We start from the raw sequence: 22,314 nt of genomic DNA on the forward strand, positions 1-22,314 counted from the left end.
AGTTTTCAAAAACAATATATCAAAAAACGTGCAAAAATTTATCCTACAATATTTACAATTTTTCCAGGTACAATTATCACCTTTTTAGGCGTACGACCCTCTAAATATTGAGCTGTTTTCTCGTGTGACATTACGGCAGATTCAATTTCGTCTTTCGTTAAATCTAAAGAAAGTTCTAAGGTAAAGCGCATTTTCCCATTGAATGATATAGGATACTCTTTACTGCTTTCAACCAAATGTTTTTCATCAAACTTTGGGAAAGATACTGTAGCAATACTTTCAGAATGTCCTAATTTACTCCAAAGCTCTTCTGCAATATGTGGTGCATAAGGTGAAATTAGAATAGCTAAAGGCTCTAATACTTCTCTTGAATTACATTTTTGTGCTGAAAACTCATTCACCGCAATCATAAAAGATGAAACAGAAGTATTAAAACTAAAGTTTTCAATGTCTTCTTCTACTTTCTTTATAGTTTTATGCAGCGTTTTCATACTGTCTTTTGACGCCGCATCTTCAGAAACACTAAAGCTTTCATCTGCACCAGAGTGATACAGCTTCCACAATTTTTTAAGGAAACCGTGTACTCCTGTAATTCCTGCAGTATTCCAAGGTTTTGCTTGTTCTAGAGGTCCAAGAAACATTTCGTACATCCTTAATGTATCAGCTCCGTACTGCTCGCAAATATCATCGGGATTAACTACATTGTATTTAGACTTAGACATCTTCTCTACCTCGCGAGAAACTTTGAAAGTCCCGTCTTCTTCAGTGATAAATTCTGCGTTTTTGAACTCTTCACGCCAATTTTTAAAAGCAGAGGTATTCAGTTCGTTTTGAATGTTTACTAGTGAAACATCTGCGTGAATTGGCTGTGTTACATAATCCTTTGCCAAGGAAGAAGTTACAAATTTGTTTTCCCCTTCAATTCTATGAACAAACGCACTTTCACCCAAAATCATTCCTTGGTTAATAAGCTTTTTAAATGGTTCTTCTACAGGCACCAATCCGCGATCACTCATAAACTTCACCCAAAAACGGCTGTATAATAAATGTCCTGTTGCGTGTTCGCTACCACCTATATACAAGTCTACATTTTGCCAGTAGTCAATAGCTTCTTTAGAAGCGAAAACTTCGTTGCGTTTGGCATCTTCCATATAACGGAAGAAGTACCAGCTACTCCCGGCCCAACCAGGCATAGTGTTCAACTCAAGAGGGAAAATAGTTTTATTATCTACAAGTTTATTACTAACCACAGTAGCGTTTTCTGTATCCCAAGCCCAATTCTCTGCACGGCCTAATGGTGGCTCGCCTTCTTCGGTTGGCAAGTATTTTTCAACTTCAGGAAGGTGTAGTGGTAAACATTCAGTTGGTACTGCTTGTGGCATTCCATCTTTGTAGAAAATTGGAAATGGCTCTCCCCAGTATCTTTGTCGGCTGAAAACTGCATCGCGTAAACGGTAGTTTATTTTACCTTCACCTACTCCTTTTTCTTCTAAAGCAGCGATGATTTTTTCTGTTGCCTGTTTATAATTTAAGTTGTTTAAGAAATCACTATTTGTGATAACTGTATTTTCTTTATCGGAATACGCTTCCTCTGAAATATCTACTCCTTTAAAAATATTTGGAATTGGTAAGTTGAAGTGTTTTGCGAAATCATAATCACGTTGGTCTCCACAAGGAACACTCATTACAGCACCAGTACCATATCCAGCCAATACATAATCCCCAATCCAAATAGGAATTGCCTCCCCTGAGAATGGATGTTCTGCATAAGCTCCTGTAAAAACTCCTGTGATGGTTTTAACATCTGCCATACGCTCGCGCTCACTGCGTTTTGCTGTAACAGCTATGTAATTTTCAACTGCTTCTTTTTGTTCGGCAGTCGTAATTTTTGAAACTAATTCGTGTTCAGGTGCCAATACCATAAAGCTCACGCCGTAAATTGTGTCTGGACGGGTTGTGAACACTGGAATTTCAAATGGTGAATTTTCTCCTGACCCTGAACTCATAACTCTGAACTTAACAGAAGCTCCTTTGCTTCTTCCAATCCAATTGGTTTGAGAATCTTTTAAAGGCTGTGGCCAATCGATATCCTTAAGACCGTCTAATAGGCGTTGTGCATATGCAGTAATTCGCATACTCCACTGCTTCATCTTTTTTCGGACTACAGGATAACCTCCGCGTTCAGAAACACCATTTACAATTTCGTCATTCGCCAAAACAGTCCCTAGCTCAGGACACCAATTTACTTCTGTTTCAGCTAAATATGTAAGCCTGTATTTTAAAAGGATTTCTTGTTTCTTAGTTTCAGAAAACTCTTTCCATTGTTCTGAAGTGAAAACCTCTACATCTTCATCACAAACTGCATTTACACTCTTGTTTCCTTCAGTAGAAAAAACATCTTGCAATTCTTCAATAGAACTTGCTTTGTCCACATCTTTATCATACCAACTTTCAAAAAGTTGTAAGAAAATCCATTGGGTCCATTTGTAATATTCGGGGTTTGAAGTACGAACTTCACGACTCCAATCGAATGAAAACCCAATTCTATCTAATTGTTTGCGATAGCCCTCAATTTCATTTCCATTTTTATCAACTCCACCTTCAATATTCACTTTTGTGGTTTCCGCTGGATGTTGTCCTGTTTGAATTGCATACTGTTCTGCCGGAAGTCCGAAAGAATCATAACCCATCGGGTGCAAAACATTAAAACCTTGATGACGCTTAAATCTTGAGTAAACATCACTAGCAATATAACCAAGTGGATGTCCTACGTGAAGTCCTGCTCCAGAAGGATAAGGAAACATATCCAAAACGTAGTATTTTGGCTTTCCACTGGTATTTTCAGCTTTAAAAGTTTGGTTTTTGGCCCAATATTCTTGCCATTTTGCTTCTATTTCGTTGAAGTGATATTTGCTCATTCTATTAGTTTCAAGTAAAAAAACAGCCCCTTGTTTATGTTCAGGAGATTGGGCACAAATTTACTGCTATTGTACGAAAGTCAAAACTTTAAACGTTGTTTAGTGCAAGATGCAAAATTACTTGTATTTTTACGGCAAAATTCTACAAACCCTATGAGTGCTTCTTTTGAAAAATATCAAAAACGCAGATTGATTTCTTCCTACTTTTCAGTAGTCATCAGTATATCACTAGTGCTATTTCTATTGGGATTACTGGGATTGTTAGTTTTAAATTCTAAAAAAGTAGCAGACTACTTTAAAGAACAAATTGCAATTACTGTTTTCCTTAAAGACAGCGCCAAAGAAGTTGAAATCACGCAACTCAAACAAAGTTTGGCTTTAGCAGAGTACACCAAAAGCGCTGAATTTGTTTCAAAAGAAGACGCTGCCAAGGAACACCAAGAGACTTTAGGAGAGAATTTTATAGAATATTTGGGCGAAAACCCGCTTCAAAATAGTATTGACGTATACATTTTAGCCGATTACGTTACGCCACAAAAAATGGAAGAAATCACTACAGAGCTGAAAGAAAAAGGTTTTGTAGATGATGTTATATACGACAAACCTTTAATTGCACAACTTACCGACAACGTTAAACGCATCAGCTTTTGGATTTTAGTGATTAGCGGTATTTTTACATTTATAGCTGTTTTACTAATAAATAGCAGCATTCGTCTTAGTATTTACGCAAAGAGGTTTACAATTAAAACAATGCAGATGGTAGGTGCTACCAAAAAGTTTATTCGCAAGCCATTTGTATGGAAAAGTGTACGTCTAGGAGTTATTGGTGCTATTGTAGCTATGATTGGAATGGGATTGGTGCTGTATTACTTAAACGAAAGCTTCCCACAACTTCAATTGTTAGGCGATAAAATTATGCTTGCAGGTTTATTTATCTTCATCTTTTTGATGGGGGTTTTAATTACCTGGATAAGTACTTTTATTGCTACGCAACGATTCTTAAACCTAAGAACTGACGATTTGTATTATTAGTGGTGAGTGGAAAATAAAAAATATTAAAAATGGGAGAGAAAAAAAATAAAGAAGGGTTTAAGCCAGACTTTGTGTTTGAACGTAAAAACTACAAGTTTATGCTTATTGGCATTGCATTTATCGCATTGGGATTTATTTTAATGACTGGCGGTGGAAGTGATGACCCAAATGTTTTTAATCCCGAAATTTATAATTGGAGAAGAATCCGTTTAGCTCCAGCCTTAGTCCTAATAGGATTTGCAATTGAAGTTTACGCCATTTTATTAAAACCTGATAACAAAGAACAGAATTAGTGGATTATCTAGACGCAATTATTCTTGGAGCTATCCAAGGATTTACTGAATTTTTACCTGTTTCTTCAAGTGGCCATCTTGAATTAGGAAAAGCAATATTAGGAGATACATCAGTCCCAGAAGAAAGTTTACTTTTTACTGTAATTCTTCACTTCGCTACGGCTTTAAGCACCATTGTAGTGTTTAGAAAAGATATCATTGAAATTGTTTCAGGGCTCTTTAAATTTCAATGGAACGAAGAAACTCAATTCATAACAAAAATTGTTCTCTCAATGATTCCAGCTGTTGTAATTGGCTTGCTTTTTGAAAAAGAATTAGAGTCATTTTTTGGCGGAAGTATTGCTTTTGTAGGGGCTATGCTAATTGTTACAGCAGTACTTTTATGGTTTGCCGATCTTGCAAAAAACACTGGAAAACCTGTAACATTCAAAGACTCAATTATTATTGGAGTTGCTCAAGCAATTGCTATGCTACCCGGCATATCTCGTAGTGGGGCTACAATTTCTACTTCAGTTTTATTAGGAAACGACAAGTCTAAAGCTGCTAGATTTTCATTTTTAATGGTCGTCCCATTAATTTTTGGAAAAATTGCAAAGGATCTACTTAGCGGTGATATTACAACGCACAGCACTAATTTTGGAACTTTAAGCGTCGGATTTATTGCAGCGTTTATTTGCGGACTTATAGCTTGTACTTGGATGATTTCCTTAGTTAAGAAGAGTAAACTACGTTATTTTTCAATCTACTGTGTGATAGTTGGTATTATTGCAATAGTAACCAGCTTATACATATAAATGACAGGAGAAGACTACAAAGAAGGCCAAGTAATATTAATAGACAAACCACTAGAATGGACATCTTTTCAAGCGGTAAACAAAGTGCGTTGGTTAATTAAAAAATCTTTCGGATTTAAGAAAATTAAAGTCGGTCACGCCGGCACTTTAGACCCACTCGCAACTGGCCTTTTAATAATTTGTTCAGGAAAGTTTACAAAGAAAATTGACACTTTTCAAGCTCAGGAAAAAGAGTACACAGGGACTTTCACTCTTGGAGCTACTACGCCCAGCTACGACCTAGAAACTGAAATAGATCAGAATTTCGATATTTCCGAAATCACTTCAGAACAAATACACGAGGCAACTAAGCAATTTATAGGTGAAATTCAGCAGCAACCCCCAGTATTTTCAGCGTTGAAAAAAGACGGGAAACGCCTTTATGAATTTGCTAGAAATGGCGAAGAAGTTGAAATTCCTTTTAGAAAAATAACTATTTCAGAGTTTGAAATAACAAGAATAGACCTTCCAAATGTAGACTTTAGAGTGGTTTGCAGTAAAGGCACTTACATCCGGTCTCTAGCTAACGATTTTGGCAAGGCTCTTAACAATGGTGCTCATCTATCTGCATTGCGCAGAACAAAGATTGGTGATTTTTCTGTGGCGAATGCTATAAGCATCTCAGACTTCGAATCTTCGCTCCCTAGTTAAAATATCTCTAATAGAGCCCTAATTTTCAAGTGTTTTGTGGAATTTTGTATAAAATTTCAGTACTTGCATAAATGAATTTTAATTATTCATATAAAGCTTTTTTAATAACTTCACTTCTTACAGGAAGTCTAGTGCTATTTCTATTTAGCATAAAACTTTCAAAGCAGAAGGAAGAACTCAACTATGATACCTATGAGGTTGAAATGGCAGATGAGGTATTGCCTGAAGAAAAAGAAGAGGAAATCGCGCAGTTAACTCCAGAAGTTAGTAGAATTGAAACAAACAAAGCTTTTAATGAGGCAGAAAAATATAAATCTCCTTTTGAAAGTGAAGATCGAGAATTAACTGAAACAACCGAAGGCAAGCTTCAGGAAATGCAAGAAGCCTTGGAGAATTCTAAAAACAGCTTGAACGGGAACATCTCAACTAAAGTCTCTAAACCTGAAAAAGAGAAAAAAACAAATTTTTCAAATACCGACAGTAATGATAAAGGTGAGGCTGTTGTAAAAGGTGGAAATAGAAACACAACCATTAGTTATCGATTAGTAAACCGCCAGGATATAGATTTACCTAATCCTGTTTATACTTGTTATGGCTATGGAAAGGTGGTGATAAATATTGAGGTAAATAATCTCGGGAAAGTTGTAAAAAACTCCTACAACAAAACAGCATCAACAACTTCCAATCAATGTTTGATAGATGCCGCTCTTGATTATTCAAAGCAAGCTCGTTTTACAACCGACGCTTCAAAAGAAAAACAATTGGGTACAATAACTTTCAATTTCCCAGGGCAACAATAATTTGTCCACTTAACGAAGTTGTAGTGGGTAGTTTCCATCTAAAGAATCAACTTATGGATAATAATAAAATACGCTGTGCTTGGTGCGGCACCGATCCGTTGTATATAAAATATCACGACGAAGAATGGGGAGTGCCAGTTAAGGATGACAAAATACTGTTTGAATTTCTTATTCTCGAGAGCTTTCAGGCGGGATTAAGTTGGATTACTATTCTTCGAAAAAGAGAAAACTTCAGGATGGCATTTGATAATTTCGATTACAAGAAAATAGCGAAATACAATCAGAATAAAATTGATGAATTACTTCAAAACAGTGGGATTATCCGAAATAAATTGAAAGTGAATTCTGCTGTATCCAACGCCAAGGCTTTTATGGAAATTCAAAATGAATTTGGAAGCTTCAGCAATTATATTTGGAGGTTTATTGACAATACACCGATTAAAAACAGTTGGAAAAACCACAAAGATGTTCCTGCAACCACTTCAATAAGTGATGCTATAAGTAAAGATTTAAAAAAAAGAGGTTTTAAATTTATGGGGAGTACTGTTGTTTATGCATATATGCAAGCGGTAGGGATGGTAAACGATCATATAACTGATTGTTTCCGTTATCAACAAGTTTAATTTTTCTAATAAATATTCTTCTTAGACTTCAATAAATTTGCAGCAGCAACTGCTTTCAGAGCTTGACGATAATGTGAATCTAATTCAGGATCTGTGTTTTTCTCAACAGAAAAAAATTTTCGAAACCAAGTAATTGCTTTGGAATATTCGCTATTATAATAATAAGCTATTGCTAAATGCTTATATATAAACGGTGTTCCGTACCCTTCGCGCACTACTTGCTCATAAACTCGTACTACATCAATATCCTTATTTACATCCATAACTTTATTGTTAGTTTGAGAATAAGAAATGGATGAGACACAGGCAATCAAAAAAACAGTAAAAAATGTTTGTTTTAAAGTCATTGGAGATGTGAGAGATAACATTACTTTCAAACAATCTTTATACTATACGTCAATAGTTAATAGTATGGATCATCCTTCCACAAAAAAACTGAAAATAAAGCGATTAAACGACAATTTTATTCAATTTAACACAAATAACTCTATTTAGATTTTAGTATTTTTAGAAAATCGTCTCTTTCTATCTCTTCTGCGCCTAAACTTTCTAAGTGTTCATTATATATCTGACAGTCGATTAATTTATAATCTTTTGCTTTTACAAACTCAGAAAGGTGATAAAAAGCAACTTTAGAAGCATCACCTACTAGGCTAAACATACTTTCACCACAAAATACTTTCTTATTTTGAAGGTCTATTCCGTATAGGCCACCCACTAGCCTATTGTCCTCCCAAACCTCAACAGAAACAGCGTGACCCGCATTGTGCAACGCTATATATGCTTGTTGCATCTCTTTAGTTATCCAAGTACCATTTTGACCCTTTCGTGGAACAGAGGCGCAGTATGAGATAACAGATTTAAAATCTTTATTGAAAGTAATTGTAAATTTTTTGTCTCTAATGTTTTTTCTCAGGCTTTTAGAAACTTTAAACTTATTTGGCTTTAGAATCATTCTTGGATTTGGACTCCACCAAAGCACTGGTTGTCCATCTTCATACCAAGGAAAAATACCAGAATTATATGCTAGTAATAATCGTTCGATAGAAAGATCACCACCAATAGCGAGAAGCCCATCTAACGTTGCTTCTTCTATATTTGGAAACCAAAGTTTTTCAGTTAAGAAATGCATTGTTCGAAATTGCTAAAAATGTTTCATAAAAAACCTCGAAACGTTTAATACGCATCGAGGTTTATATGTTTTATACTATTTTTAAAAAAGTATTTTTAAAAAGGAAGATCGTCGTGATCTTCTTCTTTAAAGTCGTTTGCAGGCTCAAAAGCATCTGCAGGTGGCATTGGAGGCATTCCTGAAGCATCAGGTGCAGCTTGCGATAAACTCTCAATTCTCCAGCCTTGAATACTATTAAAATACTTAGTTTCCCCTTGAGGGTTTACCCATTCACGACCACGTATATTGATACTAACTTTAACATCTTGTCCAACTTTGTATGCATTTAGCAAATCAGTTTTGTCTTGAACAAACTCTATCATTATAGTCTGTGGATACTGCTCCTCAGTAGTAATCACCATTTCGCGCTTTCTAAACCCATTGTTTCCAAAGGTTTTTGTTTCGTCTATTAATTTTATCTTTCCTTGTAATTCCATCCGTAATTATGTTACTGTGTTATTGGTATTTTTTATTTTTAATGCTATTCTCCTTTACAAAAAGGCAATTTTTATGCCTGATTTCCTAGCAAAATTTTCCAAGCTTCGCTAATCTTCCCTTCACTTAGAAACTCGTGAGCTTTTTTATGAATTGCCTCAATATTGTTTGAAGATATTAAATCTTTTAGTTCTGTTGAAGAATCTATAAAAGTACGAATTTCTTCTGTATTTGGAAAACTTTCAACGTTACCCAGCACCCCTAAGTCATTACCAGTCAATACTTTGCTGTTTCTGACAGCTTCAGGAAGCTTATCCACCCCTATTCCTAGGGTTCTCAATGGTTTTGGCACTTCAAAGAGTCCGTTTTTAGCGCGACTATACCAATTTCCTCCAAGTCGAGAAACTGTATCAATCTTAAATGGATCGATAGCACCGTCGTCGTCAAGAATGTTTTCTTTAATATGAAGTTTTACAACTTCACATATAACCAAGTTACCAGCTCCACCTTCTTTTCCGAGTGAAATTACGTCGTTTACTTTACACTCTAATTGCACTGGTGCTTCAGCAACACGAGGAGGTGTAATTAAATCGGAAGCCTCTTCGGTAAATCCGGCTTTGATAAATTCGTTAACACCTTTGTCGTACTCCGTAGAAGAAAGTGACACTTGTTGCACCATATCATAACTTACAATGTTTATAACCACTTCTGCTACTTCTAAAACATTTTCATAAGTGTGTTTAGTAGTGTTATCACGCCCTCTTCTTGCCGGTGAAAACACTAAGATAGGGGGTTTGGCACTAAAAACATTAAAAAAACTAAATGGGGAAAGATTTACATTTCCTTCGCTATCGATTGTACTCGCAAAGCATATAGGCCTTGGAGACACAGCCCCTAAAAGGTAACCGTGTAATTTTGCTGTTGATAATTCGTGTGGTTCTATAGAAATCATAGAATGCAAAGGTATCAAAGATTATAGCTTGTAAAAACTTGATTGTACAATAATATCAACATATTTGCTTTATATTTATTCAGGTAAAATTTTCTTTATGCTTCAGAAAAAAACGTTTTCACGTTGGGCTTTTATTATTGCTTCAGTTTTTATAGTGGGGCTTATTTTATGGAACACCTATATTTTCTTTAATCAACTTAAAGAAAACGAGCGAGCTAAAATGGAAATATGGGCTGCTGCATATAATGATTTTCTACAAAATAACAGTCTCGATACTCCTGTTGGAGATGTAATTCTTACGGTTATTCAAGGAAATGTTACTACTCCAATGATATTATATACTCATAAAGAAGATATATATACCGATAGAAATATTGATCCAAACGATATAAATACGCGAGAGAAAAAGGAGAAGTTAATCAAGCAATTTTCTTCGGAATACACTCCAATAGAAATTCGAAATGAAAACAATCTACTTGCCACAATTTATTACGGTAACTCACCAGTTATTAACAAACTAAAGTATTATCCAGCTTTTTTAATTTTAATTATTTTTCTTTTCATTTTAGCTATTTATCTATTCTATAAAACATCTAAATCTGCTGAACAAAATAGACTTTGGGCCGGAATGGCAAAGGAAACAGCGCATCAAATAGGTACTCCGCTTTCATCTTTGGTAGGTTGGACTGAAATTCTAAAAACTGAAAATGTAAATCCTGAGTATATTACTGAAATGGAAAAAGATGTTTCAAGGCTTGAAAAGATTACAGATAGATTTTCAAAAATTGGTTCTGTTCCAAAGTTGGAAAAACACGATTTAGTTGAAGAAACAAAAACAACATTTGAATATTTACAAAAGCGCTCTTCAAAGCTCATAGAATTTCAACTGGATATTCCTGAAAATCCAATATACGTTCAAATGAATCCACAGCTATACAGTTGGACGATTGAAAATTTAGTTAAAAATGGGATTGATGCAATGCGTGGAAAAGGGAAGATAAGTATTTCTATAGCGCAAAACTCAAGATTTGCTTATGTACATATTTCTGATACAGGAAAAGGACTTACCAAAAGTGAGTTTAGAAGAATATTCACACCTGGACATACCACAAAAAAACGCGGTTGGGGTTTGGGATTATCACTTGCAAAACGTATAATTGAGGAATATCACAAGGGAAAAATTCGTGTGTTGAAAAGTGTTCCTAACGAAGGAACTACTATGGAAATTGCTCTTAAAACTAACGTTTAAAAATGTCGACAAAAACTCATACGTTGCATACTGCACGTTCTAAAAATAATTGCCCAAACTGTTTTGGGACAGACGGGCTTGAATTTACATTTTTTCAAGATGAAATAGAAACGCTGTTTTATAAAAAGCCTGTAAAACAAATGGAGGAAAAGCTCTATTGCCATACTTGTACTACCATAATTTATCCAGTAAATTGGACTGAAGACATTGAGCGGGTTTATGAATACAATAAAAAAATAGCGGAAACCAATAAACATAATTTACAGGTAAAACCGCTATTCTATATTGTACTAATTGTAGCAATTATATTAATTGCCTTGAGTATTTACTTTTTGATGAACGCTTTATGAATTTAAATTTTCAGCGATTTTAGTTGCTAATGCTTTAAACTCCTCATCCTTCATATCTATTTTTTTGGTAAAACGCATGTCATCCATTTCATTTAAAGGGATAAGATGCACGTGAACATGTGGTACTTCAAGGCCAACAACTGCCATGCCCACGCGTTTACAAGGAACAGATTTTTCTATAGCATGAGCAACTTTACGAGAAAATTGCATCAATTGTAGATACATATGTTCTCCCATATCGAATATCTTGTCAATTTCTTCTTTTGGCACACAAAGGGTATGTCCTTTGGAGTTGGGGTTTATATCCAAAAAAGCAATAAACTTATCGTCCTCTGCTACTTTATAAGCTGGGATTTCTCCTTCAATGATTTTTGTGAAAATTGACGCCATATTTAATCTCTTGAGATTTCTAATATATCAAATTTAAGAATTCCATTAGGAACTTGAATTTCAGCTACTTCGCCTTGCTTCTTACCTAAAAGACCTTTTCCGATAGGTGAATCTACTGAAATTTTTCCAGCTTTTAAATCTGCTTCGCTCTGAGCTACCAATTTATAGGTCATTTCCATACCATTAGTTTGGTTTTTTAACTTAACAGTAGAGTGCACTAGTATTTTACTAGTATCTAATTGAGATTCATCTATCAAACGGGCATTAGCAAGTACAGCTTCAAGTTTAGAGATTTTCATCTCCAACATAGCTTGTGCCTCTTTGGCAGCATCATATTCGGCATTCTCACTTAAATCACCTTTATCACGGGCTTCAGCAATAGCATTAGAAGCTCTTGGACGCTCTACATCACGTAAGTGATCTATTTCATCTCTTAATTTTTTTAACCCTTCGGCTGTGTAATAAGATACTTTACTCATAACTTCATCGTTTGTGTATGTAAAACATACATATTCTATATATATAATAAAATCCCGACACGTGCGGGACTAACTTTAATAAACTGAAAAAATCCCATGCGATGATGGGATTATATCAAACAAATATACTAAAAATTTACATCTTATGTAAATTGTTGTAATTTCGAACTTTAAATTTAATTCATTTTAATGAAAAAAACACTTTATTTACTGATAATCACGATAGTAATTGCTTCTTGTTCAAAAAGCGACGATAAACGTGAACGCAATCCTTACTTAACCGATCCCTTAGTAAGCTTAAATCTAAACTTAAACCTCCCAGAATACAACCCGTTGCGTTTTCCTGGCAATTATGTAATTGTTAACCAAGGAATAAAGGGAATCGTTGTGTATTGTGTTAGCGAACAAATGTATTTGGCTTTCGACCTTACCGATCCCAACCACGCTCCTAGCAACTGTTCGCGTATGGATATAGATGGTATTACAGCATCTTGTCCTTGTCCTAACGATGAAAACTCATACTATATTACATCAGGGAGGCATATTTCAGAACCTGATTTAAAATATCCTATGCAACAATATAGAGCTGAAAGAAGTGGAAACAATGTTATTATAAATAACTAACACTTTAAGTTAACTCAATACTCTCTTACGATATTTTACAAAACAAAGACTCCGCTAATTTTATCGGAGTCTTTGTGTTTATTTAGAACTTTATTGTAGCTCCTAAAAGAAAGTTTGTTGTTGCCTGCGGATAATAACCCGCACCTTCAATTGTAGTAACCGTTCCAGGATTACTAAAATCATCGTCCCAAGTGTAGAAGTATCCGTTAGACACATATTTTACATTGAAAATATTATTCACTAATCCAGAGAAAACAATTTCTTTAACCCATGGTAAGTTATCTAAGGTATAAACAATATTAAGGTCGTTAATAAAGAAGCTATCCAACTTTGAAGCTTCACTATCAATATTTCCCATGTACTGCTCCCCTACAAATTTTGAAAGCAAGCCTATTTGAAAGTTTTTTGTTGGTGAATATTCAAGCATATTTCCAGCAACTACAGATGGAGAAAATGAAATATTTGTTTTTCCAAGATTAACAAGCTCCCCATCACGAGATGTAACAAAATCTATGTTTTTGTTTGTACTTAAAGCAATATTAGGAAGAGTTCTTAGGTTTTTCAAAAGGTGAATTTCTGCATCAACTTCAAGGCCTAAACGGTAGCTTTTCCCACTACTTGTTCTTAAAGCAGCTCCTACATCATTCAATTCACCAGAAAGCACCAATTGGTCCTTATAGTGCATATAGTAAATGTTTGTATTAACTTTTGTTTTCGCAGAACCAAATCTCCACCCTAACTCAAAATCATCTAATTTTTCTGGAGTAGTAATTCCTTGTTCGTAATCATTTCTTGAAGGTTCACGATGTGCTTTACCATAAGAGAAGTAAAATTGATTTGATGGATTCAATTTATAAGTCAAACCAGCTTTTGGATTAAAAAAAGCGTAATCTTCATCAATCTCCATTAAAACCAAATCAGAAGTAATACCTGTAGTGTTATAGTTTAAAAATCTTCCTTGTAAATCTCCAAATACACTTAACCTATCGTTTAATCTGTAAGTAGCTTTTGAGAAAATAGTAAACTCACTCTTTTCCCCATTACTATCGTAATAACGGTCTCTAATTTCTGAAGCACTAGCATATCTCGCCCAAATTACTTCTCCGTAATGATCTCCAGTATAATAGCTGTAAAATGCACCTCCCGTAAAATCTATAGTATTGTTTTTGTAATTAACAGTGGCATTACCCGCATAAAAATGATTATCTAGCCAACGACGACGGATTACATCGGTTCTATTAATTGTGTCACCACCTATATATAGAGGCTCAAATCCATAAGTTTTAAACTTTTGATCTTCTTTATATTGTTCAAAATATCCTTTTCCTCTAGTGTAGTTAAAAGATAAGTTTGTACTCCAATTACTATCATAGCGCTGATTCCATAGTAACTGATAATGATCTTGAGCGTAATCGTCTATTTCGTTATCATAAAACTGTATGTTTCCATTTTCATCGGTATACATACCTGCAGAGTTAAAGGTTCTATCATTTTCAAGTTTCTCAGGATCTTCTAGACCATTCCAAGACTGATAAGTAATATTTTTCCCTCCAAAAGTTAAGGCCTTAATTAAAGTGTTGTCATCCACAAATGCAGCCTGAAGAAAGTACGATTTTAAGTCTGAGCTCGCTCTATCGATATAGCCATCAGATTTAATTGTTGACAATCTACCCGATACTTCAAAATGGTTAGAAAGTAAGCCAGTACTAAATTTAACGTTGTGTTTATGTGTATTGTAACTTCCAAAAGAATTAGAAATTTCGCCATATGCATCATTTGATACTGCATCGCTTAACAAGTTTAAACTTGCACCAAATGCTCCAGAACCGTTTGTAGAAGTTCCAACACCTCTTTGAAGCTGTAAACTTTGTACTGAAGATGTAAAATCTGGTAAATTAACCCAGAAAGTACCTTGGCTTTCAGAATCGTTATAAGGTATTCCGTTCAGCGTAACATTTACACGAGAAGCATCACTACCACGAACACGGATGTAAGTATATCCTACTCCTGCTCCAGCATCACTAGTAGTAACTACAGACGGCATATAACTTAACATATAAGGGATGTCTTGCCCTAGATTTCTTTTTTCCAGTTCTTCTTTCCCAATATTTGAGTGGGTAATTGGTGAATCGGCATCTACGCGAATAGCTTGAACCAAAACCTCATCCAACGTTTCTGTGGTTTTTACAAGAGTAATATTTAACTCCATATCACCATTTACAACAATAGATCTAGTTTCGACATTATATCCTAAGTGACTAAAAACAATTGATTGAACTCCATGATTTACGGTCACACTATAGTTTCCATCAAAATCGGTAATTGTTCCGCTGTTACTTTTTAAAACAACATTAGCTCCAGCTAAAGGCTCCCCATCAGAATTAGTTACAGTTCCAGAAACAATATGTTCCTGGGCAAATGTGATGAAGCTAAAAAAGGCAAATACTGAAAAAATCAATAACTTTTTCATTCGTAATAGTTTAAAGTTTACGAATAAAAGGGGCGTTATTCTTGGTTTATTAAATGGTTTTAAATAAAAAATCCCTGAAAATATCGCGTCGCGCAATATCACAGGGGTACCTTATAATTTTCCCTTAGCAGCATTACCTGCTCAGGTTCTTTGGGTATAATCTCAGCTTCTTCAAGTATAGAGTTCAAAGTTTTGAGTTTAAAGTTTTTCAACCTACCTCTCAATTCTAATAACTCTTAACTAAAATCTGCACCCCTTTGAGATGTTCGGCAAAAGTACATTACTTTTAGACATAAACATAATATATCAAAACCTTTAAAATAGACTTCCTCAACCATAATTAAAAGCTGTCCATTTACTTATTTGGAATGTCTTTTGTGATATTTTAATAGCACCATATTGATTTTAAATAGCAGTTCCATCCTTATTTTTGGATAAGTTTTTACAGCTGATTTTATCAATTCCTTAATACTTATACAATCGCATTGTAATTACATTTACACGATGGCTAATTCAAGAAATAAATTCACACTTAAAATCATACTAAGTTACTTGGTTTTGATTGCTTTAGCAGTGCTTGTTGGATTCTTTTTATATTCTGAATTTCAAAACTACACTGCCGAAAATATTGAAAAAACAGGTGAGAAAAAATTTATTGAAACAGGAACATTAATCAATCTAGTTTACGAAACAGATGGGTTTTCGAGACTTGCGCTTCTTTCTGAAAGTGAAGAAGACTATGAAAAATACGTAGTTAAAACAGACTCACTATTTAAAAAGATTAAAGAAATAAAATCCCTTACTGTTAATGATTTTCAGATTAAACAATTAGACAGTGTAAAATCTCTAATTGAAGAGAAAAATAGAAATATAGAACAACTTCGAATCCTTAGGCTTACAAATCAAAAGGATACTTCGCTAGATGATATTATGCGTGAAGTAAGAAAGCTCGAAGCTTCTGTTGGATTAAATTCGGTCGAATCATTAATTAAAGATCCTTCGCAACTAAGTAGAAATGAACGTCGCATTTGGCAGAATTATGCCGATTACCTCAATAGAGATTCCACTCGAGACACCGCCAAAGTAAGGTCTAAAACCGTAGATTCTATGCTTATAGCTTCTCGCTATATAGTGGCTGAAGCTAAAAAATTAAATTCTCGAATACGAAAATCTTTAAATCAACAAGAAAATGAACTTATCAGGAATGACCTTAATATTTCTGAACAACTTAGGGAGATTATTGCAAGTTTCGATCGTGAAATTTCTAAAAACAACCTCATTGAAAAACAGAAACGCGAAGCTTCGATAAAACGAACTGGCGACATATTGAAATTTGCTGGATTACTAGGTGGTATCGTAGTACTGCTCTTTTCTTATTTTATTCTTTCAGACTTTTTTAGAGCCGATCGATATAAAAAGAATTTAGAAGCTTCTAAAAACTATGCTGAAACTTTACTAAAAAGTCGTGAACAACTTATTTCTACTGTAAGCCACGATTTAAAGACACCATTAAATACTATCAGTGGTTATTCAGAATTAATTGAAAACTCTTCACTCTCTGAAAAACAAAAATACTACCTATCTCAAATTACATCGAGCTCACAATTTATCTCTCAATTAGTTGATGACTTATTAGATTTCTCAAAATTGGAAGCTGGAAAACTACCTCTTGAGAATGTGGCTTTTTCATTAGAAAACATAATAGAAAATGCCGCAAATGCTGTTCATCAACAGTACATTGAAAAACCGGTGGAACTTAAGATTTCAATTTCAGAATCTATCAAGAACAAGTTTTATAAGAGTGATCCACTTCGCATTAGGCAGGTTGTAAATAATCTATTAGGAAACGCTTTTAAGTTTACTGAAAAAGGAAGTGTTGAAATTCGAGTTGAAGAATTGTCAAACGCGAAAACAGGAGTTAGTAAGAAGAACGAAATTTCTAATATTCAAATTTCAGTTATTGATACGGGAATTGGTATTTCGAAAGAAAAGCAAGAACTCATATTTAATGAATTCACCCAAGCTGAAACTGAAATAGCCCATAAATTTGGTGGAAATGGATTGGGATTAGCAATATCTAAAAAGCTGACTGAACTTTTAGGTGGGACTTTAAAAGTAAAAAGTGTTTTAGGCGAGGGAAGTACATTCACTTTAACGCTTCCATTGCAGCATAGCAATAGAATTTTACCTACAAAAACCAAAAACGTTGTAAGCAGTTTTAATAGTTTAAAAGCCATTATTATTGATGATGACCAAACAATGCGAGCACTTTTGAAAGAGATTTTGGAGCAATTGAAGATAGAATCAGAAACATTCAGTAGCTATGAACAACTCAAAAACGCCGATTCTGAATCTCGTGTGGATACAAACGCCAATTTTGTTTTAACCGATATTCAAATGCCAAATACCGACGGTTTTACGCTATTAAAAAACTTAAAGAAAGGGGAAGTCAAAGCTTACAAAAACCAGCCAATCATAGCAATGACAGGTAGTAGAGAGCGCAATCGTGAATATTATTTAAAAGAAGGTTTTGCTGAAATGCTTGCGAAACCCTTTTCAAAAGAAGACTTAATTAATATTCTAAAACATTTATTCCCTAAGCAATGGGAAGCATCAGAAGGCTCTAATGAACATAACACCACCAATGAAAGTTCAAAGAGTGGTGATATTTTTAATTTATCGCTGCTAAATTCATTTTTGAGTACACCTGAAGCTTTAGAAGAAGTTTTAAATATTTTCAATCAGCAAACTAAAACCGATTTACAGCTTATTGATAAAGCAATTGAAGATAACGATGTCGATAAAGTTAAAGAAATCACACATAGAATGCTTACGATGACGAGACAACTTCAAGCTAAAGATGTGGTTGCTATTTTAGAAAAAATGGAAGAATACCCAGAAGTAACTACCAAAATATCAAATGAACTTCAGTTAGAAATGAGAAGCGATTTTAATAAGCTAGTGGAAAAATTTGATGTGTTACAACAAGCACTTAATAATCGATAAGATTAAAGTTCGATATTATATAATTCCAATTTATTGTAAAGTGTTTTTCGAGTAATATTAAGCAATTTGGCAGCCTTAGTTTTATTGAAATCAGCTTCTTTTAACGCATTAAGAATTAATTGCTTTTCGTTGGTTTCTTTTGAAAAATCAACTATTTCATTCTTTTTATTCACAGAAAAAATTACTTCGCGTGGTATTACTTCCAACGGAATTAAACTTGAATTGGTTAACAATACCGAACGCTTAATTACATTTTTCAACTCTCTTAAGTTACCTGGCCAAGAATAGGCTTTGAAGGCCTCTTCTACTTCTTTCGACAGCCCGAGCACTTCTTTCCCTAAAGATGCGTTTGCTTCGGCTAGGAAGTATTCAATAAACAAAAATAGATCTTCTTTACGTTCGTGTAATGAAGGAATATGAATTGAGAATTCGTTTAATCTATGATATAAATCTTCTCTAAATTTCCCTTCTTGAACAGCTTTTAATAAATCTTCATTAGTAGCTGAAAGAATTCGAACATCTACCTCTATTTCTGTGTTACTACCAACTGGTTTTATTCGTCTCTCTTGTAAAGCACGCAATAACTGAATCTGGTTTTCATAAGAAAGATTTCCCACTTCATCTAAGAAAAGTGTTCCGCCATCTGCAGCTTCAAAATGACCTTTTTTATCGTTAACAGCGCCAGTAAAACTTCCTTTTATGTGACCAAAAAACTCACTTGCTGCAATTTCATTAGGAATTGCGCCACAATCTACTGCTACAAAAGTTTTATTATTTCTTGAACTAAAATCGTGAATAGCTTTTGCTGCAACTTCTTTTCCTGTTCCACTTTCTCCTTGTATCAACACACACATATCCGTGGGGCCAACGAGTTTTATGTACTCGTTAAACTTTTTGGATGATTCACTTATCCCAACAACAAAATTTGGTTTTATTTGAGGAGCTTCTACTTTTTTAAATTCGTTTTTATTGTCACGCTCGTCTGTATATTCCGACTTTGATTGTAAAGAATCTTCTTGAATTATCATTAATAATTCTTCGGGGCGGAATGGCTTTGAAATGTAATCTATTGCACCTTTTTTAATTGCCTTTACTGCCGTGTCAACTTCAGCATAACCGGTCATTAAAATTACTTTGGTGTTTGGAGAAGTTTTTTGAGCAAATTCTAGTAGGTCTAAACCAGAATCATCCGGAAGTTTTAAATCTGTAATAAGCAGGTTAAAATCGCCCTCCGTTATTGCTTTCCGAGCACTTTCTCCTGTTGACGAAATTGAAATTTGAAAGCCTTTACGCTCCAAAAAGGACCCAAGCATTTTTCCAAATGCTAAATCGTCTTCTACTATGTGTATTTTCTGCGCCATCGTATTATCTCAAAGGGTAAAAATAGCGACTATATAGGAGGGTAATCTCTAAAATTATCATAAAAAAAGACGCACATTTAAGAGCGTCTTTTTAAAGAAGTATTGAATCTAAAATACCTGCAGCTTACTGCTTCTTTAATTCATTTTTAATCCACTCACCTTTAGCGTTTGCATATACAGTTGCCTTTTTTGCATCTGCAGTAGTAAGTTCGATTTTATAATCTCCCTTGGCATTCACATAAGCCTTAGATATAGTTGCGCCGTCAAAATCATTAGCTACGGCATTTTGTACGGCTTCAGGTAGTTCAGAAGCTTTTACTTCTTTAAAATCTTGAACAGCGTTCGCAGAAAGTTTTAAATCTTGAGCAGCTTCAACTTTTTCTTCAACCTGAGTTAAAGCAGCAGACTTTTGCTCATTCATAGCAGTTACCTCTTTATCAGATTGCGCAGTTACTGCAGTTAAACCTCCTAATACTATCGCTGTACTTAAAATTAATCTTTTCATAGTTTTTGTTTTTTAAATATTATATATATCGTTTACTAAGTTTGTTTGTTGACTTGTATATAGAAAAATTAGTGCCACAGAAAGGACACTCTAGACAAAGCCCACAAACACCAACAAAACAAGTGATTAGGAAATATTCTGATAAAAGATAATTGTGTAATAGGCGATACAGCCGTGTAAAAATTATACACTTAATGTATAATCTCTAATCAATCTGGGGAGGTTTTCGATTTTGCTTTTTAAATGCGGTTACTTTTTTACTTTTTAAACGACGTTCAATGGCACTTTTAGAAGGTTTAGTTTTTTTACGTTTTTTTGCAACTTTCAAGTTTGTTTTGAGTAAATCTATCAATCTCTCTATTACAATAGCTTTATTTTTATGTTGGCTCCGGGTTTCACCACATTGTAATATGATTAAACCTTCAGTAGTAATTTTTGAAGAGAGTTTTAATCGAAGTCGTTCTTTTTCAGTTGCCGAAAGCGCTTGAGAGTTTTCTAAATCGAAAGTAAGCTCAACTTTTGAAGCTGTTTTATTCACGTGTTGTCCTCCCGGACCACTACTGCGAATGGCTTTAAAGGCAAGTTCCGATATTAGCGTTTCTACAATCATTTTGGTTGGTGGGCTTCGTTTAAAAGATCGTTTACTGTTTTCACAGGGTTAAAAGTAATAAGTGGCACCTCAACAAAAACGGTATTCCAATTTGCCATTGCCCCATTCCATAAACCTGGAAGCTCCAAGGCTTTTATAGGTTTCCCTTGATGGGATTTAGATGAAATAAAGCAGGTGTCAGGATCTGAATATTTTAACAAATCGTACTTCTTGCCTTTGTAGTCTCGAACCCCACAAACTAAATCGACTGGATTAAAATGTGTTGCTTTATCCACCAAAGCTTTTTGCTGTGGATTATTAATATCAATCTGAGACATTTCTACAATTTGATATGACTGATTTCCATGTCTATCTTTTATAAGAAATGGACCCCCACCTGGAGCACCGGTATTTTCAACCACACCACAAACACGAAGTGGACGTTCGAGAATATTTAAAAGTGTTTCCTTATCAACTGAAATATTAGGAACCTTTAGCTCTTCAGAAATAAATTGTGAAATTTCCTGAAGTGTTTCATCTAAAATTGTTTCAGATTGAAGTTTTTCAACATAACTATAAATTTTATGCTGAAGTGAAATTAATTTTCCGACTAGAACTTTCTTTTGAAAAGCAATCGTTTCAACATAATTTTCAGAAACTACATTGTCGATATTCTTGATGAAAATTATATCGGCATCAATGTCGTTTAAGTTTTCTAGAAGCGCTCCGTGCCCTGAAGGACGAAAAACAATATTTCCATTTTCATCTAAAAACAATTCGTTCTCGGGAGTTACAGCAACTGTATCGGTTTCGTTCTTTTGAAAAGAATACGATATATTAAATTTTACTCCAGTCTTAGCTTCTATTGAATCTTGAATTTCATTATAGCGAGATTTAAACTTTTCTTGGTGCTCTTCTGAAACCGTAAAGTGCAAATTCGCAACATTATTAGAAGTTGCATAGTAAGCAGCCTCATACAATTGTTCGCCAAAGGCAGTTATAAAATCTTCCCCGTCTTTATGAAAAGGAACGAGTCCTTTAGGTGTATTACTGAAGTTTAATCCAGATTCACCTAGCACTTCTTGAACAAACAAATAATATCTTTTCCCTAAACTAAAGTCTTTAAAATCGGGATATTTTTCGTTTAACTTAGCTTTTACAAGGTGTGAAAAAGCGAATTTATCAGTAGAAGAAAAAAATGTCTTTAGGTCTTTATTTTCTTCTTTTTGAATAAATGTTTCGATATCATCCTCATCTGGATTGAAGTTTTCCAAAAACTGATGCAGAAATTTAAACATTCTCGTTGCTGCTCCAGAGGCGGGAACAAATTTTAATAATTCGAGCTTAGCCTTGTTGGCTTCAAATAGATTTACAAATTGTTGCTGTTCTTCATCCGAAAAAACTTTTATCCCCTTATTTGCTGAAGCAGGTTCTACTACATTGGCAAAAGGAATTCCATTTTTAAATATTTGAAGTTGCTCTTTTACACTACCTTCTGAGAGGCCGTGAGCTTTTATTTGTTGTATATTTTTTTCTGTAAACATGGTTTGCATTCAAATTTGATTTTTCCTCTTCCTACTTTG

The 22,314-nt window shown here is 34.3% G+C and carries 22 protein-coding genes; 10 read left to right on the plus strand and 12 right to left on the minus strand.

All coding sequences use genetic code 11. The annotated features are described in order from the left end of the window. Positions 1-38: 38 nt before the first annotated feature. Positions 39-2,918, minus strand: a complete 2,880-nt coding sequence (leuS, locus tag H4O20_RS09540; protein WP_185099103.1) for a leucine--tRNA ligase — start codon at positions 2,916-2,918, stop codon at positions 39-41. A 153-nt stretch (positions 2,919-3,071) separates the two neighbouring features. Here leuS and H4O20_RS09545 point away from each other — a divergent pair, with 153 nt between their 5' ends. The 6 genes from H4O20_RS09545 to H4O20_RS09570 all read left to right on the plus strand — a co-directional run bounded on the left by H4O20_RS09545 (position 3,072) and on the right by H4O20_RS09570 (position 7,150). Then, the gene (locus H4O20_RS09545) at positions 3,072-3,950 is read left to right on the plus strand and encodes an ABC transporter permease (protein WP_139854408.1); all 879 of its coding nucleotides are present in this window, start codon (positions 3,072-3,074) and stop codon (positions 3,948-3,950) included. Between the two features lie 29 nt (positions 3,951-3,979). Then, a complete protein-coding gene (locus tag H4O20_RS09550) occupies positions 3,980-4,243 on the plus strand; it encodes a DUF3098 domain-containing protein (RefSeq protein WP_139853902.1) in 264 nt (87 codons plus the stop codon). Then, positions 4,243-5,037, plus strand: coding sequence for an undecaprenyl-diphosphate phosphatase (locus H4O20_RS09555; protein WP_139853903.1), 795 nt, complete (start codon positions 4,243-4,245; stop codon positions 5,035-5,037). Before H4O20_RS09550 ends, H4O20_RS09555 begins: the two co-directional genes overlap by 1 nt. Further along, positions 5,038-5,727 carry a tRNA pseudouridine(55) synthase TruB gene (truB, locus tag H4O20_RS09560; RefSeq protein WP_139853904.1) on the plus strand — a complete coding sequence of 230 codons (690 nt, stop codon included), beginning with the start codon at positions 5,038-5,040 and terminating at the stop codon, positions 5,725-5,727. A 71-nt stretch (positions 5,728-5,798) separates the two neighbouring features. Further along, entirely contained in the window at positions 5,799-6,527 is a 729-nt protein-coding gene (locus H4O20_RS09565) for a hypothetical protein (protein WP_139853905.1), read from the plus strand. A gap of 53 nt (positions 6,528-6,580) precedes the next feature. Beyond that, the gene (locus tag H4O20_RS09570) at positions 6,581-7,150 is read left to right on the plus strand and encodes a DNA-3-methyladenine glycosylase I (protein WP_139853906.1); all 570 of its coding nucleotides are present in this window, start codon (positions 6,581-6,583) and stop codon (positions 7,148-7,150) included. Positions 7,151-7,155: 5 nt separating this feature from the next. Here H4O20_RS09570 and H4O20_RS09575 read toward each other — a convergent pair whose 3' ends face one another. The 4 genes from H4O20_RS09575 to H4O20_RS09590 all read right to left on the minus strand — a co-directional run bounded on the left by H4O20_RS09575 (position 7,156) and on the right by H4O20_RS09590 (position 9,708). After that, the gene (locus tag H4O20_RS09575; protein WP_139853907.1) at positions 7,156-7,413 is read right to left on the minus strand and encodes a hypothetical protein; all 258 of its coding nucleotides are present in this window, start codon (positions 7,411-7,413) and stop codon (positions 7,156-7,158) included. A 224-nt stretch (positions 7,414-7,637) separates the two neighbouring features. Next, positions 7,638-8,282, minus strand: a complete 645-nt coding sequence (gene aat, locus H4O20_RS09580) for a leucyl/phenylalanyl-tRNA--protein transferase (RefSeq protein ID WP_139853908.1) — start codon at positions 8,280-8,282, stop codon at positions 7,638-7,640. A gap of 95 nt (positions 8,283-8,377) precedes the next feature. Beyond that, entirely contained in the window at positions 8,378-8,758 is a 381-nt protein-coding gene (locus H4O20_RS09585; protein WP_185099104.1) for a DUF3127 domain-containing protein, read from the minus strand. A 71-nt stretch (positions 8,759-8,829) separates the two neighbouring features. Then, on the minus strand, positions 8,830-9,708 hold the full coding sequence (locus H4O20_RS09590) for a flavin reductase family protein (RefSeq protein WP_185099105.1): 879 nt from the start codon (positions 9,706-9,708) through the stop codon (positions 8,830-8,832). Between the two features lie 97 nt (positions 9,709-9,805). On the opposite strand from H4O20_RS09590, the gene H4O20_RS09595 reads away from it, so the two are divergent. Together H4O20_RS09595 and H4O20_RS09600 are read left to right on the plus strand one after the other, a co-directional pair. Continuing rightward, on the plus strand, positions 9,806-10,957 hold the full coding sequence (locus H4O20_RS09595; protein ID WP_139853911.1) for a HAMP domain-containing sensor histidine kinase: 1,152 nt from the start codon (positions 9,806-9,808) through the stop codon (positions 10,955-10,957). Positions 10,958-10,959: 2 nt separating this feature from the next. Then, a complete protein-coding gene (locus H4O20_RS09600) occupies positions 10,960-11,307 on the plus strand; it encodes a hypothetical protein (RefSeq protein ID WP_185099106.1) in 348 nt (115 codons plus the stop codon). Here H4O20_RS09600 and H4O20_RS09605 read toward each other — a convergent pair. Continuing rightward, positions 11,302-11,697 carry an HIT family protein gene (locus tag H4O20_RS09605; RefSeq protein ID WP_139853913.1) on the minus strand — a complete coding sequence of 132 codons (396 nt, stop codon included), beginning with the start codon at positions 11,695-11,697 and terminating at the stop codon, positions 11,302-11,304. The genes H4O20_RS09600 and H4O20_RS09605 overlap by 6 nt on opposite strands. Before the next feature lie 2 nt (positions 11,698-11,699). After that, complete coding sequence (gene greA, locus H4O20_RS09610) at positions 11,700-12,176, minus strand: transcription elongation factor GreA (protein WP_139853914.1); 477 nt, start codon at positions 12,174-12,176, stop codon at positions 11,700-11,702. Positions 12,177-12,365: 189 nt separating this feature from the next. Between greA and H4O20_RS09615 the strand changes: the two genes are divergently transcribed. Next, positions 12,366-12,800, plus strand: a complete 435-nt coding sequence (locus tag H4O20_RS09615; RefSeq protein WP_139853915.1) for a hypothetical protein — start codon at positions 12,366-12,368, stop codon at positions 12,798-12,800. 82 nt (positions 12,801-12,882) lie between these two features. Here H4O20_RS09615 and H4O20_RS09620 read toward each other — a convergent pair whose 3' ends face one another. After that, positions 12,883-15,270 (minus strand): TonB-dependent receptor, encoded by a 2,388-nt coding sequence (locus tag H4O20_RS09620; protein WP_185099107.1) that lies wholly within the window; start codon positions 15,268-15,270, stop codon positions 12,883-12,885. Positions 15,271-15,774: 504 nt separating this feature from the next. Here H4O20_RS09620 and H4O20_RS09625 point away from each other — a divergent pair. Continuing rightward, on the plus strand, positions 15,775-18,276 hold the full coding sequence (locus tag H4O20_RS09625; RefSeq protein ID WP_185099108.1) for an ATP-binding protein: 2,502 nt from the start codon (positions 15,775-15,777) through the stop codon (positions 18,274-18,276). 2 nt (positions 18,277-18,278) lie between these two features. On the opposite strand, the gene H4O20_RS09630 is transcribed toward H4O20_RS09625, so the two are convergent. From H4O20_RS09630 to H4O20_RS09645, 4 genes are all read right to left on the minus strand, one after another. Then, entirely contained in the window at positions 18,279-19,637 is a 1,359-nt protein-coding gene (locus H4O20_RS09630) for a sigma-54 dependent transcriptional regulator (protein WP_139853918.1), read from the minus strand. A gap of 124 nt (positions 19,638-19,761) precedes the next feature. Continuing rightward, on the minus strand, positions 19,762-20,142 hold the full coding sequence (locus tag H4O20_RS09635) for a hypothetical protein (RefSeq protein ID WP_185099109.1): 381 nt from the start codon (positions 20,140-20,142) through the stop codon (positions 19,762-19,764). A 205-nt stretch (positions 20,143-20,347) separates the two neighbouring features. After that, a complete protein-coding gene (arfB, locus tag H4O20_RS09640) occupies positions 20,348-20,752 on the minus strand; it encodes an alternative ribosome rescue aminoacyl-tRNA hydrolase ArfB (RefSeq protein WP_139853920.1) in 405 nt (134 codons plus the stop codon). Beyond that, on the minus strand, positions 20,749-22,284 hold the full coding sequence (locus H4O20_RS09645; RefSeq protein ID WP_306785645.1) for a DUF4301 family protein: 1,536 nt from the start codon (positions 22,282-22,284) through the stop codon (positions 20,749-20,751). The genes arfB and H4O20_RS09645 overlap by 4 nt, the downstream gene beginning before the upstream one ends. Between the last annotated feature and the right edge of the window lie 30 nt (positions 22,285-22,314).

Source organism: Aequorivita sp. 609 (genome assembly GCF_014212065.1).
GTDB lineage: Bacteria > Bacteroidota > Bacteroidia > Flavobacteriales > Flavobacteriaceae > Aequorivita > Aequorivita sinensis.

Bases quoted from the DNA above. Each gene is read 5' to 3' on its own strand.
- leuS (WP_185099103.1), bottom strand. From the start codon at position 2,918: ATGAGCAAATATCACTTCAACGAAATAGAAGCAAAATGGCAAGAATAT.
- H4O20_RS09545 (WP_139854408.1), top strand. From the start codon at position 3,072: ATGAGTGCTTCTTTTGAAAAATATCAAAAACGCAGATTGATTTCTTCC.
- H4O20_RS09550 (WP_139853902.1), top strand. From the start codon at position 3,980: ATGGGAGAGAAAAAAAATAAAGAAGGGTTTAAGCCAGACTTTGTGTTT.
- truB (WP_139853904.1), top strand. From the start codon at position 5,038: ATGACAGGAGAAGACTACAAAGAAGGCCAAGTAATATTAATAGACAAA.
- H4O20_RS09565 (WP_139853905.1), top strand. From the start codon at position 5,799: ATGAATTTTAATTATTCATATAAAGCTTTTTTAATAACTTCACTTCTT.
- H4O20_RS09570 (WP_139853906.1), top strand. From the start codon at position 6,581: ATGGATAATAATAAAATACGCTGTGCTTGGTGCGGCACCGATCCGTTG.
- H4O20_RS09575 (WP_139853907.1), bottom strand. From the start codon at position 7,413: ATGGATGTAAATAAGGATATTGATGTAGTACGAGTTTATGAGCAAGTA.
- aat (WP_139853908.1), bottom strand. From the start codon at position 8,282: ATGCATTTCTTAACTGAAAAACTTTGGTTTCCAAATATAGAAGAAGCA.
- H4O20_RS09585 (WP_185099104.1), bottom strand. From the start codon at position 8,758: ATGGAATTACAAGGAAAGATAAAATTAATAGACGAAACAAAAACCTTT.
- H4O20_RS09590 (WP_185099105.1), bottom strand. From the start codon at position 9,708: ATGATTTCTATAGAACCACACGAATTATCAACAGCAAAATTACACGGT.
- H4O20_RS09595 (WP_139853911.1), top strand. From the start codon at position 9,806: ATGCTTCAGAAAAAAACGTTTTCACGTTGGGCTTTTATTATTGCTTCA.
- H4O20_RS09600 (WP_185099106.1), top strand. From the start codon at position 10,960: ATGTCGACAAAAACTCATACGTTGCATACTGCACGTTCTAAAAATAAT.
- H4O20_RS09605 (WP_139853913.1), bottom strand. From the start codon at position 11,697: ATGGCGTCAATTTTCACAAAAATCATTGAAGGAGAAATCCCAGCTTAT.
- greA (WP_139853914.1), bottom strand. From the start codon at position 12,176: ATGAGTAAAGTATCTTATTACACAGCCGAAGGGTTAAAAAAATTAAGA.
- H4O20_RS09615 (WP_139853915.1), top strand. From the start codon at position 12,366: ATGAAAAAAACACTTTATTTACTGATAATCACGATAGTAATTGCTTCT.
- H4O20_RS09620 (WP_185099107.1), bottom strand. From the start codon at position 15,270: ATGAAAAAGTTATTGATTTTTTCAGTATTTGCCTTTTTTAGCTTCATC.
- H4O20_RS09625 (WP_185099108.1), top strand. From the start codon at position 15,775: ATGGCTAATTCAAGAAATAAATTCACACTTAAAATCATACTAAGTTAC.
- H4O20_RS09630 (WP_139853918.1), bottom strand. From the start codon at position 19,637: ATGGCGCAGAAAATACACATAGTAGAAGACGATTTAGCATTTGGAAAA.
- H4O20_RS09635 (WP_185099109.1), bottom strand. From the start codon at position 20,142: ATGAAAAGATTAATTTTAAGTACAGCGATAGTATTAGGAGGTTTAACT.
- arfB (WP_139853920.1), bottom strand. From the start codon at position 20,752: ATGATTGTAGAAACGCTAATATCGGAACTTGCCTTTAAAGCCATTCGC.
- H4O20_RS09645 (WP_306785645.1), bottom strand. From the start codon at position 22,284: ATGCAAACCATGTTTACAGAAAAAAATATACAACAAATAAAAGCTCAC.